Annotated in this window: 9 protein-coding genes; 2 read left to right on the top strand and 7 right to left on the bottom strand. The window is 68.2% G+C overall.

The window, feature by feature from the left end:
* Nucleotides 1–13 precede the first annotated feature (13 nt).
* The gene (locus ACYX7E_RS13705) at nucleotides 14–2,674 is read left to right on the top strand and encodes an amidohydrolase family protein (RefSeq protein WP_462081145.1); all 2,661 of its coding nucleotides are present in this window, start codon (nucleotides 14–16) and stop codon (nucleotides 2,672–2,674) included.
* A 5-nt stretch (nucleotides 2,675–2,679) separates the two neighbouring features.
* Entirely contained in the window at nucleotides 2,680–3,936 is a 1,257-nt protein-coding gene (locus ACYX7E_RS13700; RefSeq protein ID WP_462081144.1) for an amidohydrolase family protein, read from the top strand.
* Between the two features lie 87 nt (nucleotides 3,937–4,023).
* Here the strand turns inward: ACYX7E_RS13700 and ACYX7E_RS13695 are convergent, their stop codons facing one another.
* The 7 genes from ACYX7E_RS13695 to ACYX7E_RS13665 form a co-directional block, all read right to left on the bottom strand.
* On the bottom strand, nucleotides 4,024–5,487 hold the full coding sequence (locus ACYX7E_RS13695) for a serine hydrolase domain-containing protein (RefSeq protein WP_462081143.1): 1,464 nt from the start codon (nucleotides 5,485–5,487) through the stop codon (nucleotides 4,024–4,026).
* A gap of 56 nt (nucleotides 5,488–5,543) precedes the next feature.
* The gene (locus ACYX7E_RS13690; RefSeq protein WP_462081142.1) at nucleotides 5,544–7,010 is read right to left on the bottom strand and encodes an amino acid permease; all 1,467 of its coding nucleotides are present in this window, start codon (nucleotides 7,008–7,010) and stop codon (nucleotides 5,544–5,546) included.
* A 219-nt stretch (nucleotides 7,011–7,229) separates the two neighbouring features.
* Nucleotides 7,230–8,210 (bottom strand): N-acetyl-D-Glu racemase DgcA, encoded by a 981-nt coding sequence (gene dgcA, locus ACYX7E_RS13685; protein ID WP_462081141.1) that lies wholly within the window; start codon nucleotides 8,208–8,210, stop codon nucleotides 7,230–7,232.
* Nucleotides 8,207–9,250 (bottom strand): DUF1611 domain-containing protein, encoded by a 1,044-nt coding sequence (locus ACYX7E_RS13680; RefSeq protein ID WP_462081140.1) that lies wholly within the window; start codon nucleotides 9,248–9,250, stop codon nucleotides 8,207–8,209. The genes dgcA and ACYX7E_RS13680 overlap by 4 nt, the downstream gene beginning before the upstream one ends.
* Before the next feature lie 202 nt (nucleotides 9,251–9,452).
* Nucleotides 9,453–11,252 (bottom strand): N-acyl-D-amino-acid deacylase family protein, encoded by a 1,800-nt coding sequence (locus tag ACYX7E_RS13675; RefSeq protein WP_462081139.1) that lies wholly within the window; start codon nucleotides 11,250–11,252, stop codon nucleotides 9,453–9,455.
* Nucleotides 11,253–11,470: 218 nt separating this feature from the next.
* On the bottom strand, nucleotides 11,471–13,957 hold the full coding sequence (locus ACYX7E_RS13670; protein ID WP_462081138.1) for a S9 family peptidase: 2,487 nt from the start codon (nucleotides 13,955–13,957) through the stop codon (nucleotides 11,471–11,473).
* The gene (locus ACYX7E_RS13665; RefSeq protein ID WP_462081137.1) at nucleotides 13,954–15,888 is read right to left on the bottom strand and encodes a CocE/NonD family hydrolase; all 1,935 of its coding nucleotides are present in this window, start codon (nucleotides 15,886–15,888) and stop codon (nucleotides 13,954–13,956) included. The genes ACYX7E_RS13670 and ACYX7E_RS13665 overlap by 4 nt, the downstream gene beginning before the upstream one ends.

Here is a 15,888-nt window from a genome sequence, read left to right as displayed (position 1 = left end):
CATGGATCGAGCCGTGCACGCCGGAACACACGCCGGCGTCCGCGCAGAACATGCCGTCCACGCATTGACCAACGCGCGCCTCGTCCTGACGCCCGGCACGACACTGGAACGCGGGACCCTGCTGGTGCGCGATGGCCGCATCGTCGCCGTCGGGGCGACGGTGGCGGTGCCGGCCGATGCGGTCGTCAGCGATGTGGGAGGCAGGACGATCTTTGCCGGCTTCATCGACGCGCAGAGCGACTATGGACAGCCGGCCGAGGGCGACGACCCGCAGGCGTCGACCCCTTCGCCGGGAGCGGCGCCCGCGCCTGCACCGACGCACGCCAACAGCAAGGTGTTTCCGGACAACGATCCGCAGCAGCGCTTGCGTCCGGACGCGGCTCGGGCGGCAAGCCTGCGCCGGCTCGGTTTCACCAGCGTGCTGTCGCAACCCAGGGCCGGGAGCTTCCGCGGCCAGGCCACGCTGTTGAGCACGGCGGACGCGGCCGGGACGGCCCAGCTGGTGGTCGCGGCGCGTGTGGCGCAGGTGCTGGCGTTCGAGACCAATCCGGTCCAGAGCGAACGCTATCCGGTGTTCCCCGGTGGTGCCACGGCGCTGGTGCGGCAGACCCTGATGGATGCGGACTGGCAGCGGCGATACCAGGCCTGGCAGATGGCGGCGCCCGCGCGCGCGCGGCGGCAGGCGATAGCGCCCGAGCCGGCATTGACGGCGCTGGAAGCGGTCGTTGCCGGAACCCAGCCGGTGATCTTCCAGGCGCCCGGCGAACTCGATGCCGAACGCGCGCAAAGGGTCGCCGACGAGTTCGGGCTGCGCTGGATCGTCATGGGCAACGGCTACGAGTATCGCCATGTCGCCGCGCTCAAACGCAGCGGCGGCGTCATCGTGCCGTTGCTGTGGCCGGAGGCGCCCGATGTATCGAACGACGATGTCGCACTGGATGCCGCGTTGGAGGATCTCGAGCACTGGGAGGCCGCGCCGTACAACGCCGGCGTGCTGGCTGCCGCCGGCGTGCGTTTCAGCCTGAGTGCGGCAGGCCTGGCCAAGGCCGAGGACGTGTTCTGGCCGAGGTTGCGCGACGCCGTCCGCCATGGACTCGACGAGCAGGCCGCGCTCGCGGCACTGACGACGGCGCCGGCGGCGATGCTCGGCATCGACACCGAGGTGGGTGCGTTGGCACCAGGGCTGCGGGCGCAGTTCGTGGTGGCCGACGCCGATCTGTTCCGCTCGCCGCAGGCGCGGATCCATGAGGTCTGGATCGATGGCGTGCGGCATGCCATCGAGCCTCAGCCCGCTGAACGTCAGCCCGTTGAACGTCAGCCCATCGAGTCCGCCGAGGCGACTGTCGCCGACACGGTGTTGCCGGCGTCCCTGCAACTGCCGCGTTTCCCGGCCGGCGTGCATGGCCGCACCGGGCTGCCCGAGCAGCCTGAAGCGCTGCTGGTGCGGCATGCGACGATCTGGACCCAGGGCCCGCAGGGCGTGCTGCGGGAGGCCGACATGTTGGTCGAACGTGGTCGCATCCGCGCACTGGGCCAGGGACTGCAGGCGCCGGCAGGGGCCGTCGAGATCGACGCGCGTGGCCTGCACCTGGCGCCTGGCATCATCGATGCGCATTCGCATATCGCACAGAACCGCGGGCGTGCCTTCACCGAAGCGTCCGACGTGGTCACCGCCGAGGTGCGGACGCAGGACATGCTCGATCCCGGCGACATCAGCATCTATCGCCAGCTCAGCGACGGCGTGACCTCGGTGCAGCTGCTGCAGGGCTCTGCCAACCCGATCGGCGGCCAGGCCCAGTTGATCAAGCTGCGCTGGGGCAGCGATGGCGAAGGCTTGAGGCTGGCCGATGCGCCTGCGTCGATGAAGTTCGCGCTCGGCGAGAACGCCAAGCAGTCGAACTGGGGCAGCGGCAAGCGCTTTCCGTTGACGCGGATGGGCGTGCAGGACGTGCTGCGCGATGCCTTCGCGTCCGCGCGTGCGTACACCGCGGGGGCCTCTGCGGCGGCGTCCACGCCGGACGCCGCGCCATGGCGGCGTGACCTGCGCCTGGAAGGTGTCGCCGACGTCCTGTCCGGCCGCAGCATCGCGCATATTCACAGCTACCGGCAGGACGAGATGCTGGGCTTCCTGCGACTGGCGCGCGAGTACGGCATCGTGCCGGTGTTCCAGCACGCCGCAGAGGCCTACAAGATCGCGCCGGAACTGGCCGCGGCCGGCGCAGGCGCATCGACGTTCGCCGACTACTGGGGCACCAAGATGGAAGCGGCCGACGGCACCCCGTATGCGATGGCCCTGCTGCAACGACAGGGCGTGGTGGTCAGCCTCAATTCGGACTCCACCGGCGGCGTCGTGCGCCTGAACCACGCCGCCGCACGGGCAGTGCGCTTCGGCGGCCTCAGCGAGATCGAGGCGCTGGACCTGGTCACGCGCAATCCGGCGCGCCAGTTGCGCGTCGACGACCGCATCGGCTCGCTGGAAGTGGGCAAGGACGCGGACTTCGTGCTGTGGAGCGATGCGCCGCTGTCGACGCGCGCGGTGCCGCAGCAGACCTGGATCGATGGTCGTCGCTATTTCGACGTGGCATCCGATCTGGCCGAACAGCTACGCATCGACCGCGCACGCGCGCGTCTGATCGCAAAAGTCCGCGCCCGCACGGCCGGAGGTGAGGAATGATGCGCATGCATGCGTTGCAACGGTGCTGGGCCTGGGCGCTGGCCGGGACGCTGGTCCTGGCGGCACCGCCGGCCATGGCCGCTGGACAGGTCCTGCTGTCCGGTGCCGACCTGTACACGGTCGAAGACGGCATCATCCGTGGCGGGCAGATCCTTCTGCAGGACGACCGTATCGTCGCCATCGGTACGCATCTCCAGGCGCCTGACGGCACGACCCGGATCGACCTGGCGGGCAAGCGGATCTATCCCGGGCTGATCGATGCCAACAGCATCCTGGGCCTGTTCGAGATCGGCGCGGTGCCGGCATCCCACGACTTCGCCGAGATCGGCACGCTGAACCAGACGCTGTCGGCCGACGTGGCGATCAATGCCAATGCCGAAGCCTGGAATGTGGCGCGCGCGAATGGCGTGCTGACGGCGTTGATCGTGCCGCAGGCCAAGGGCGAGGGCCTGATCGTCGGCCATTCGTCGCTGATGAAGCCGCAGGGCTGGACCGGCGAGGAGATGACGCTGGTCGAGCGCGTCGCATTGCACCTGCGCTGGCCGGCCAGCCCGGAGCCATTGCAACTGCTGGAGCAGACCTTCGCCGATGCGCGCGTCTATCGTCCCTCGTCGCCGGGCGGGGCGGGTACCAGCGATGCCCTTCGCCTGCAGTCGCTGCAGCCGATGCTGCAGCGGCAACTGCCGCTGATGATCCATGTCGACGACGCGGCCGATATCCGCCAGGCGCTGGCGTTCGTGCACAGGCACAAGCTGCGGGCGGTCCTGGTCGGTGCGGCCGAGGGCTGGCGCGTGGCGCCGGAGATTGCCGCCGCGCGCGTGCCGGTCATCGTCGGCAGCGCGCATGGAAGGGGCGTGTCGCGACGCTGGGAGCGCTACGACAGCGTCTATGCGAATGCCGGCAAGCTCGCGGCAGCCGGCGTGATCGTTGCGATCGCCAATGACGGCAACCTGGGGGCGACGCGGACCGACAACCTGCCGTACCAGGCCGCGACCTATGCCGCCTATGGGTTGGGCGACGATGCCGCGCTGCGGGCATTGACGCTGGCGCCGGCGCAGATCCTCGGCATCGACAAGCGGCTGGGCTCGCTCAGGCCAGGCAAGGCGGCGACATTGTTCGTCACCGATGGCGACACCCTCGACATCCGCAGCCTGGTCGAGCGGGCGTGGATCGATGGCGTCGAGGTCGACCTCGCCAACAACCACCACATGCGGCTGTACCAGCAATACCTGCGCCGCGCCGAGGGGCTACCGAAGGACTGAGCGGGCAGCTTCGAAGGCCGGGCATTCGGTGCCCGCGCACACCGTAGGACGGGTCGAGACCCGCCGTACGGCGCTGCGTCCTCCAGCTCAGCGTGCAGGCGCTTCGACGCGCACGAACTCGACCGCGCGGACGCGGCCAACGTCGAGTATGAAACCGGAGACGCGACGACTGCCGTCGCGCTTGAAGGCCAGGCTGGTGGCGTAGTTGCCGCCGGTGGAGAAGGTATCGCCTTCCGCGCCCTTCAGGGATTCGCCCGGCAGGTAGCCGACGGTTGCGGTCAGCACGCCGTCGATGGTCTCGACACGCCAGTTGGCGTCGAGTTCCTGGCTGTAATAGACGCCTGTGTAATCCGACAGTGGTCCGGCCGGCGTGAACTTCAGCGGCTTGGCGGGCGCGTCATCGTCGTCGTCGTTGTTGCGGCCGGTCGACAGCGGCACCGTATGCGCCTTGCCTTCGCTGAACCTGCCTTCCAGCATCACGTCGGCGACGGCCTGGGTGATGCGCGCAGCCGGAATGCCGCCCTGGTTGCACAACGCGGTCACCGCGAGCTTCTGCGCCGGGAAACGCAGGAAGTTGGTCGCATAGCCGGGAATGCCGCCGGAGTGGCTCAGCGTCGGCAGGCCGCGATAGGTGCCATGGCTGATGCCGAGCGCGTAGTCGATCTGCTTGCCGTCGACCAGCACGCCGTGCCGGGTCATGTCGGCCATGACCCGCACCGGGTCGCGGCCGAGCTTGGGCGCCAGGAACTGCTGCTCCCAGCGCGCCACGTCCTGCACGGTGGTCAGCACGGCGCCATCGCCGACGATCTCGTAGGTCGGGCGCCAGATGCCGACGCTGCCGTCGTCGCGGCGTAGGTGGCCGACTGCCCGGTTGGGCATGATCATCGTGCGGTCATCGTAGAAGCGCGTATGCAGCATGCCGAGCGGCTTGAAGATCCGCGCATCGGCGTAATCGCCAAGCGACTGTCCGCTGACGCGCTGGACTACCAGCATCATCAGGAAGTAGCCGGTGTTGCTGTACAGGTACTCGCTGCCGATCGGGAAGTTGAGCCGCTTCTGGCGCGCGATCAGCGACAGGATGCGCTCCTCGCTGACCGCATCGACCCAGTTCCAGCCCGACAGGGCCAGCAGGCCGGGGTAGTCGCGCAGGCCGCTGGTGTGGTTGGCCAGCTGGCGCAGTGTGATCGTGCCGCCGTAGTCGGGCAGCTCGGGCACGTACTTGCGGATGTCGTCGTCGAGCGAGACCTTGCCGTCCTCGGTCAGCAGCACCAGCGACAGCGTGGTGAACTGCTTGGACATCGAGGCGATGTTGAACACCGTTTCCGGACGGTTGGCGACGCCCTGCTCGAGTTCGGCCATGCCATAGCCGCGTTCGAACACGACTTCGCCGTCCTGGATCGCCGCGACCGAGCAACCCGGTGCGTCGCTGCGCGTCCAGGGCGCCATCAGCGTGTCGATGCGCTTGGCCTGTTCGGAGGTCGCCACGGTGACGGCCATCGCGGGCGTGGCAAGCAGACTGGCGATCACGCAACCCAGCAGGCGGAGTTTCATGGGTGGTCCTTGTGCGAGCGTTGAAGACGAGACGAGACGAGACAGGGCAGTGCGGCTTACTTGACGACGCCGGCAGCCGCGACGGCCAGCTGCGCGGCCGACGGGTGGATGCGGCTGCGGCGGCGGCTGTAGATGAAGTACACGGCGATGCCGACCAGCATCCAGATGCCGAAGGCGGTCCAGGTGTGGCTACCCAGCATCAGCATCAGGTAGCCGCACGACAGCACGCCCAGCATCGGGATCAGCGGCGAGAACGGCGTGCGGAACGGGCGGTGCAGGTCCGGCTGGGTCTTGCGCATCACCATCACCGCCGCGCAGACCACGACGAAGCAGCCGAGCGTGCCGATGTTGGCCAGCTCGGCCAGCCGGCCGAGCGGAACGAAGCCGGCGAACAGGGTCATGATCACGCCCGACAGGATCACCGCGCCCAGCGGAGTCTGCGTGCGCGGATGCACGTAGCCGAAGAAGCTGGGCAGCAGGCCATCGCGGGCGATCGCCAGCAGGATGCGGGTCAGTCCGAAGTAGGTCGCCAGGATCGCAGTGGTCAGGCCGGCGACGGCGCCGATCGAGACCAGGCCGGCGGCCCAGCCCTTGCCGATCCGCAGCAGGCCTTCGGCCACCGGCGAGGCGACGTTGAGCTCGCTGTAGTGGACGATGCCGGTCAGCAGGCCGGCCACGCAGATATACAGCAGGGTGCAGATCAGCAGTGAACCGATCAGCCCGATCGGCACGTCGCGCGACGGGTTGCGCGTTTCGTCGGCGGCGGTGGCGACCGAGTCGAAGCCCAGGTAGGCGAAGAAGATCGTGGCGGCACCGGCCAGCACGCCGCCGAAACCGAAGTGGCTGTCGCCATTGGCATCGATGATGGCCGGCGGGATGAACGGCGACCAGTTGGCCGGGTTCACGTGGCCCGAGGCGATGACGATGAACAGCACGATCGCGGCGACCTTGACCAGCACCATGATCGCGTTGAACGTCGTGCTGATCTTGGTGCCGAAGCCGAGCAGGGTGCCGGTGACGACGACGATCAGGGCCGCCGGCAGATTGATGATGCCGGGGTTGTGCAGGTCCAGCGGGCCCGCGGTCAACGCGGCGGGCAGGCTGACGCCCATGCTGGCCAGGCCGCTGACGGCATAGGCCGACCAGCCGGTGGCGACGGCCGGCAGCGCAATCATGTATTCGCACAGCAGCATCCAGCCGATGATCCAGGCGGGCAATTCACCGAGGCTGGCGTAGCCGTAGCCGTAGGCGCTGCCGCAGCCGCCGACGCTGCTGGCCAGTTCGGCATACGACAATGCCGCGCAACCGCAGGCGAAGCCGGCGAAGATGAAACTCAGCACGATGGCCGGCCCGGCCTGGGTCGCGGCGCTGATGCCGGTAAGGACGAAGATGCCTGCGCCGATGACGGCGCCGATGCCGAGCAGGGTGAGGTCGGTGGCCGATAGACTGCGTTTGAGTCCGGTGTCGCTGTTCTCGTGGGACGTGATGGGCTTCTTGCGGAACAGGCTGGACGTCAAGGACATGCGCTTTCCGGGGTGGTGGTGGCGGACGCAGGAAGGGCATCGCGCTGGTGGCGATGCCCGGGGGTGTTGCCGTTCTGCGGTGCACGCGTCGCGGAACGGATCCGCGACGCGCTGGTTCAGGGCATGCATGGTCAGGGCAGGCCCGTTCAGAGCAGGCTTGTTCAGAGCAGGCTTGCTCAGGGCTGGCTGGCTCTGACCGCGCCGGTTCCGGGCCGGTGCTCAGCCCCAGAAGTGCGGCCACGGCGGCGTCATGACGCCCTTGTCGTAGACGATGCCGCCCGGCCAGTCCTCGGCCTGCAGCACCGGGCCGTCGAGGTCGCAGACATCGCACAGCTGGCCCAGGATCATCGACGGCGCCATCGCCACCGAGCCGCCGACCATGCAACCGACCATCAGCCGCAGGCCCGCGTCCTGCGACGCGCGCGCGAACTTCAGCGCCTCGGTCAGGCCGCCGGTCTTGTCGAGCTTGATGTTGACGAACTGGTAGCGACCGACCAGGTGCGGCAGGTCGGCGACGGTGTTGGCGGCTTCGTCGGCGCAGATCGGGATCGGCGAGGTGTAGCTGATCAGGTCGTCGTCGCCGTCGATCGGCACCGGTTGTTCCAGCAGGCTGACGCCGAGCTCGACCAAGCGCGGGGCGATCTCGCGCAGTTCGGCCACGCTCCAGGCCTGGTTGGGGTCGACCACGAGCTTGGCGTTCGGGGCTTCGCGGTGCACGGTGGCGATCGCGTCGAGCGGTGCGTTCTGCGCGACCTTGATCTTGATCCACGGGTGGTCGGCGAGCGCGCGTGCGCTGCGTGCATAGCCGTCGAGGTCGCGGATGCCGATGGTGATCGCTGTGGTGATCGGGCCGCCGCTGGGCACGCCGGCACGCTGCCAAGCGCGCACGCCGGTACGCTTGGCCTCGAGGTCCCACAGCGCGGCGTCGATCGCATTGCGTGCGCCGCCGGCGGGCAGCAGCGGCTGCAGCGTGTCACGGTCGATGCCGGATTCGATCTGGCCGCGGATCGATTCGAGCTGCGCGATCATGCCGTCGAGGGTTTCGCCGTGGTAATCCACGCCGACCGCTTCGCCGTGCGCGACCACGCCATCGGATTCCAGCCGGACGATGATGACGTCCGACGAGGTCTCGGTGCCGCGCGAGATGGTGAAGGGTTCCTTGAGCGGCCAGGATTTCTTTTCGATGTGCAGTCGGGTCATGCGGAGAGCAGCCTGTCGATGATGGGTTCAGCGGAAGTGCGGATCGGGTCGAACGCGGGCACGCCGAGCAGTGCCTCGGCCTCGCGCAGGGCGGCGTCGGCGGCGGCATCGTCCAGCGACGACGTGTTCAACGAGACGCCGACGACACGGACGTTGGGATTGGTCAGTTCGGCGGCCTCGATGTAGCGGCGTGCCAGCACATCGAGCGACGGAATCTTGACCTGCGGCGCCATGCCGATGTGCGTGCGCGACGGATCATGGCACAGCACCAGCGCATCGGGTTGCGAACCGTGTACCAGGCCCAGGGTCACGCCGGCATAGGCCGGGTGGATGATCGAGCCCTGGCCTTCGACGATGTCCCAATGTTCGGGCGCGGCGTCGGGCGACAGCGATTCGGCGGCACCGGCGACGAAGTCGGAGACCACGGCATCGAGCGGGATGCCGTTGCCGGCGATCATGATGCCGGTCTGGCCGCTGGCGCGGAAATCGGCATCGACGCCGCGCGCCTGCAGGGCCTTGGCCAGTGCCAGCGCGGTGTACTTCTTGCCCAGCGCGCAATCGCTGCCGACGGTCAGCAGGCGCTTGCCGCTGCGCTTGAGGCCGGTGGCGATCGGCAGGTTCTCCGGCGGCACGCGCACGTCGATCAGGCGCACGCCTTTTTTGGCGGCGGCTTCAGCCAGCTGCGGGATCGCGTTGAGCCGGGTATGCATGCCGGCGACGATGTCCATGCCGGCGTCGATGGCCTGCAACAGGGCAGGCAGCCAGTGCGCCGGGATGCGGCCGCCGGGAGGGGCGACGCCGATCAGCAGCGAGCGCGCACCGGCAGCGACGGCGGCAGCGGCATCGAGGTCGGGCAGGCCGAGCGTGACCGGGCACTCGGGCAGGCGCCATTGGCCGGTGACGTCGTCGGGCGCCCAGTCGCGGATGCCGAACGCGGTCTTGGCGTTGGACGGGATGTCGACATCGCCGATGAACAACAGATAGGGCTTGCGCAGTTCATGGCGCGGCGAGGAAGGTGACGCAGGGGAGGTCGAGGTCATGTCTGGGAGTCGAATGGCCAGGCCGGACGCAACCGGATCTGGCGGATGGGAGAACGATGCGTCGCAGTCTCGGAAATGCGGAGCAGCCCGCCTATCCGTGAAAACGCCGAAATTGACGCCCGATCACCGTCCACCGTGGACGGGCGTTGCTGCGGGTTGCCGTGTGTCGCGGTGGCTCGCGGTACACGGAAGGGGGCGTACGTCAGGACGCGGGCTTGCCGGCGGCCGGGTCGGCCCAGGTCCAGTCGCCCGGCGTCGCGCGACAGCCGCCGTCCGGCCATCCGCTCCAGCCGCGGCCATGCACGACACGACCGCTGGCGGCGCCGGTCGGCTCGCCCTTGTCGAGCGCGACCACGCCGTTGATGACGACGGTCGAGACGCCGGTGGCGTAGTGGTGCGGATCCTCGAACGTCGAGTGGTCCTTGATCGTGGCCGGGTCGAAGACCACGACGTCGGCCATGTAACCCTTCTGCAACAATCCGCGCTCGCGCAGGCTCAGGTGCTGGGCCGGCAACGACGTCATGCGGTGGATCGCCTCGGTCAGCGTCAGTACCTTCTCGTCGCGGACGTAGTGGCCGAGGATGCGCGCGAACGTGCCATAGGCGCGCGGATGCGGATTGCTCTTGAGGTTGTCGCCCTCTGCAGTGATCGCCGGGCCGTCGGAACCGAAGCTCATGTACGGCAGCTGCATCTGCCGCTTCTGGTTGTCTTCGGACATGCCGAAGTAGGCGACGCCAACGCGGGTGCCGTCTTCGATGACCAGGTCCATCGCGGTGTCTTCGGCGCTGGTGCCGCGCATCGCCGCGACCTCGGCCAGGGTCTTGCCGACCAGGGGCTGCAGCGCGGGATTGCGGAACGCCACCAGCAGCATGTTCTGCGGGCCGCCGACCGCGCGGAACAGGTTTTCCCAATCGTTCTCAGGCGCGCGCATTTCCGCGATCACGCGCTTGCGCACGGCCGGGTCGCGCAGGCGTGCGGCCCAGGCGTCGTACCCGCCTTCGCGGACCCACGGCGGCATCGAGGCGTCGAGGCCGGTCGCCGAGGCCGGGTAGGGATACATGTCGGTGGTGATGCGCACGCCCGAGGCGCGCGCGGCATCGATGCGGGCGACGACCGGATCGAGCTTGTCCCAGTTGGCCTTGCCGCCGATCTTCAAATGGTAGATCTCGGCCGGCGCACCGGAGTCGCGGGCGATCTGGATGGTCTCGTCGACGGCCTCGAGGATATGGTCGGTCTCGCTGCGCATGTGGGTGATGTACATGCCACCGCATTGGCCGGCGACCTGCGCCAGCGCGGTCAATTCATCGGTCTTGGCGAACGTGGCCGGCACGTAGATCAGCGACGAGCCAACGCCGAGCGCGCCATCCTGCATCGCGTCGCGGACCAGGCCCTGCATCTGTTGCAGCTGCGCGGCATCCGGGGTGACGTCATCCTCGCCGAGGACATAGCGACGGACCGTGGCGGCACCGACGAACGAGGCGACGTTGGGTGCGATGCCCCGGCTGGCGAGCAGGTCGAGGTATTCGCCCAGCGTGTTCCAGGTAGCGGGCGACTTGCGGTCCTCGGCATAGTTCGCCTTCATGCGCTCGTTCCACGGACCCATCGAGCTGCCTTCGCCGAATATTTCCAGGGTCACGCCCTGGCGCAGGTCGCTCTGCGCGCGGCCGTCCTCGAGCATCGATTCGTTGGCCCAGCTCAGCACGTTGATGAAGCCCGGGGCGACCGCAAGCCCGGTGGCGTCGATCTCGCGTGCCGCCTTGCCTTCGATCGCGCGGCCGATGGCGACGATGCGATCGGCGGAGATCGCGACATCGGCGACCTGTGGCGCACCGCCGCTGCCGTCGTAGACGGTCCCGTTGCGGATCAGCAGGTCGTATTGCGGCGTGCTGCCGATGGAGGCGGACGCATCCGCGTCGCCGGAGCGGTTGCAGCCCGAGAGGGCTGCGGTCGCGGACATGATCGCGATCGCGAGCGGCAGCAGCGGGGCATTGCGGAGTGACATGCGGTCTTCCTGGAAGACGTGTCGGTGGCGACACGGACGGCCACCAGACTCCCGCCGGGGCCGTTCATCCGCAATACGTGCTAATGCTGAAAAACCATCGAGGGCCCGGATCCGGGCCTCCCGCGTCGTCGTCGCGCCGCGTCAGGGCCGTGCGCGGAGCAGCCTGCAACGGCAAAGGCCTGCAGTGAGACGGGCATGCAGTGCGACAGGTATGCCGCTCAGCGGGCCGCCGACGCCGGGGCGGCCGGGCGCGGAGGTGTCGTCGTGGCATCGGCAAGGTCGGGCAGGCGCACGTCGGTAGGCGGGGTCTGCCCGGCCAGATGCGCGACGAAGTAGTTCCAGATCTTCCGGTTGACATAGCCGTTGCGATAGAAGGCCTGGTGGTTCAGCGACGGATGGATGAACAGTTCGAAGTCCTTGTTCGCGCGGATCAGGGCATCGGCCATCTGCAGCGTATTGGCGACATGCACGTTGTCGTCGACGTAACCGTGCGCGAGCATCAGCTTGCCCTGCAGGCGATCGGCATGCAGCAGGTTGGTGGGTTCGAAATGCGCCGGGTATTCCTGCGGCCTGCCGCGCTCGCGGTTGACCGGGTAGATGAACAGGTTGAAATCGTGGCTGCCGGCACTGGCCACGCCGACCTTGAAGAACGCGGGGCGTTCGAGCATCGCGTGCACGGTGCTGTAGCCACCGGCGGAATGCCCGTAGATGCCGACGCGGTCGATGTCGATGAAACGATGGCGTTGCGCCAGTTGCGTGATCGCCGCGACATGGTCGTCGAGGTTGATGTCCCAGCGGCCGAAACCCAGGTCCTGCATCGACTGCGAACGCAGCGGCGTGCCGCGCCCGTCGACATGGATGACCACGAAGCCGAGCTGGGACAGCGCCATCGCATTGAGGCTGTCGCGCAGGAAGCTGCGCGGCGTCTGGATCCTGAAGTTGGCGCCGTACTGCGCGTCGATGATCGGGTAGCGGCGCGTATCGTCGAAGTCGGACGGCAGGAACATCACGCCGTATAGGTCGGTAACGCCGTCGGCGGCCTTGACGCTGAAGCGTCGCGGCGAGGTCCAGCCGAGCGCGTCGAGCGCGCGGGTATCGGCCTTGCCCAGCGCGACCGCGCGCGTGCCGTCGCTTGTGCGCAGCGTGTGCACGGGGGACATCGCCACGGTCGACGCGGTGTCGATGAAATGGCGGCCATCGGGCGAGAACTGCACCTCGTGGTGCGCATCCTCCGGTGTCAGCAATGTCAGTCCGCTGCCGTCGAGACGCACCCGGTACAGGTGCGAATAGTAGCGGTCGTGGCCCGGTTCGCGCCCGCCGGCCAGAAAGTACAGCCAGCGTCCCTCGGTATCGATATGGGCGACGCCATGCACGCTCCATTCGCCCTGCGTCAGCGCCTGTTTCAGCGCGCCGGTACGACCGTCATGGAGGTAATAGTGGCCCCAGTCGCTGCGCTCGGAATAGACGATGATCTCGTCGCCATCGCCGACCGGCAGGAAGCGCTCGCCACCATCGATATCGGGCTGCAGCGCGGTCTTCGCCGGCCCGTCGGACAGGATCGCGCGGGCGCGTCCGGTCCCGGCATCGGCCTGGTACAGCGTGATCGAGCGGAAGTCGCGGGTCTCCGGCGCGGCATAGATGCTGTTGCCGTCGCGGCTCCAGCGCAGTCCGCCTTCCGGCGTCGGCGAGTAACCGACACCGGGCCTGGGGATGTCGAGGTTGGTGCGCGTGCCGCTGCGCATGTCGAACACGATCAGTTCGGCTTCCTGCCGGTGTTCGCTGTCGGGCCAGGCGGTGTTCTGCAGGTGCAGGTACGGCACCTGATGGCGCGCGCCGGGCACCAGCGGCACCACGTGCGGCAGCTTGTAGAGCTTGCGCTCGTCGACCCGGTAGGTCAGGAAACGATGGCCATCCGGCGACCAGAGGCCGTAGGGACGCGATGGCGTGCCCGCGAGGCGGCTGGTCAACGAGGCCGAGGTCCATTGCGGCACCAGGCCGTAGACATGGTCGGGCTCGGCATCGGTGGTCAATGCGGTCTGCTGCGTGGCGCCGTCCTGCGTCAGCGCGACGCGGTACAGGTTGCCATCGACGACGCGGACGCCCCATTGACCGTTGGGCGACACGACGATGTCATCGTCGAGCTTGCGTACCGGCGCGGGTGCTGCGGTCTGTGCGGGTGGCGCCGTCGACAGGGTTTTCTCGCCGGTCTCCAGGGCGACTTCGTATTGCACGCTCTGATAGGGCAGGCTTTCATCGGACAGGCTCTCATCGGGCGGGCTCCGAGTCGACCGCTCGCCGGCGTCATCGCCCGTCGACGGAATGTCCCAGGCGTAACGCAGGACGCGTCCATCGGCGCTCCATTGCGGTTGCAGGCGCATGCCGCGAACGTGGCGAGTGATCATCCACGGCAGGTATTGCGCCGCATGCTGGTAGCGCGATCGCAGGTCGATCCCGGCGTCGGCACCGGGATCGATCGCGCGGCGTTCAATGGCGCGCGTGTCAGGCGCGCGCTCTCCAGGCGCATGCTCCCCGGCCACGCCATGCCTGCCGTGGCCGGCCAGCAGCAGGCCGGCCACGGCGATGCCGAGCGTACGACGCAGCACGCCGGAGCAGGCTGTGCTAGGCGTGCGCGCGGACGGCAGGCCTGCGGCAATGGCCCGGATGTTCCGGGACAGGTCGCGAAGACGCATACCGCGACGACTCATGGCGTCGTCTTGGCCACCACCGGCAGCACGACCGCGCTGCCCTGGGCGCCGCCGATCGCCAGCTTGATCGTCGCCTTGCGGTAGTCGCCCGGCTGCGCCAGGAAGATGTTGTCGACATAGGTCTGCGGATTGCGGTCGTACAGCGGGAACCAGCTCGACTGCACCTGCACCATGACCCGATGGCCACGCAGGAAGGTGTGGTGCACATGCGGCAACGCGTAGCGGATCGCGATCGGCGTATTGGGCGGGATCGGCGAGGGATGCTCGAAGCTCTCGCGATAGCGGCCGCGCAGGATGTCGGCCGACAGCATCATCTGATAGCCGCCCATCTCCGGTTGTTCGGGCACCAGCGCCGGATGGACGTCGATGAGCTTGACGACGAAATCGCCATCGCTACCGTTGGTCGACAGTGTCAGCGCGACCTGCGGTGGGCCGCTGATCTGCAGGGGTTCGGTCAGCGGCTCGGAGACGAAGGTCAGCACGTCGGTGCGGCTTGCGGCTTCGCGCTGGTCGTCGACCAGCCACTTCGGCCACTGGTCGCCACCGATCGGCTGCACCGGTCGCGACGTGAACGGCACCGGTTTGGCCGGGTCGGACACATACTCGGCCTCGCTAGCCGTCGCCGGGGCCTGGAAGCCCAGGCCGGCATTGGCCTGCAGGTAGATCGGGCGCTGCTGCACGCTACAACCGCTGGCGCAACCGGCCGGCCACGCCGGCAGTCGGTCCCACTGGTTGTCGCCGGTGCGGAACGCGGTGACCGGTGCGATGTCGGCCTTGGGCGCATCGTCCTTGAGGTACTGGTCGAGGAAGGGGCGCAGGATCTCGCGACGGAAGGTGCGCGCGGTATCGATACCGAACTCGATCGCGCCCAGGTTGCTGGCGCGTTCCTGCTGACCGCCGTGGTTCCACGGGCCGATGACCAGGAACACCTTGTCGTTGCCGGTGTCCTTGGGCTCGAGCGCGTCATAGATCGCCATGTCTCCGTAGATGTCTTCCTGGTCCCACTGGCTGTGCACCAGCATCACCGGGATCGTCAGCGGCCGGCTCGCCAGCAGCTTGTCGACGGCCTGGCCCTGCCAGAAGGCGTCATAGGCCGGGTGCTGCAGCAGGCTGCGGAAGAAGCCGATCTGTTCCATGCCGCGCGCCTTGGCCAGCGCACCGGCCGAGCCGGCCTCGAGGTAGAGGTCGTACTGGTCCTGGTGGCTGGACCACCAGCGGTGCTTGCCGGCCCTGGTGCCGACCTGGTTGTAGATGAAGGGCAGCATCATCTGGCGGAACGCGCCGTTGTGGAACCAGTCGTCGCCGCGCCAGCTGTCGACCATCGGATTCATCGGCACCGCGACCTTCAGCTTCGGGTGCGGATCGATCAGGCCCATCGCCGCGGTGAAGCCGTTGTAGGAAATGCCGAGGATGCCGACGTTGCCGTTGCTCTCGGGCACGTTCTTCGACAGCCAGTCCACGGTGTCCCAGGTGTCGGTGGCATGATCGACGCGGGTGGGGTTCAGCGGTCCGCGCAGCGGGCGGTTGACGACATAGTCGCCCTCCGAGCGATGCTTGCCGCGCACGTCCTGGATCACGCGGATGTAACCGAACTCGGTCGACAGCTCGGGGAAGTTGTCATAGCCCTTGAGCGTGGACTCGAGCTGGTTGCTGTTGCTGCGCTCGGTCATCGCATCGGCGTTGTAGGGCGTGCGCGTCAGCAGCATCGGCGCGCGTTGCACGCCCTTGGGCACCAGGATCACGGTGTGCAGCCGGACCCCGTCGCGCATCCGGATCTCGACCTCGCGGCGCTCGAAGTCATAACTGTCGCGGACCGGCGTGAAGGTCTTGGGCATGTCGCTGTCCAGGCGCGTGGCCTGGCGTGCCGACAACGACAGCGGCAGCAACGCCAGCGAACAGAACAGCAGCAGGGTGCGGTAACGGGTGGACAT

The organism is Luteimonas sp. RIT-PG2_3 (assembly GCF_054902115.1).
This window is presented reverse-complemented; position numbering and strand designations above follow the sequence as displayed.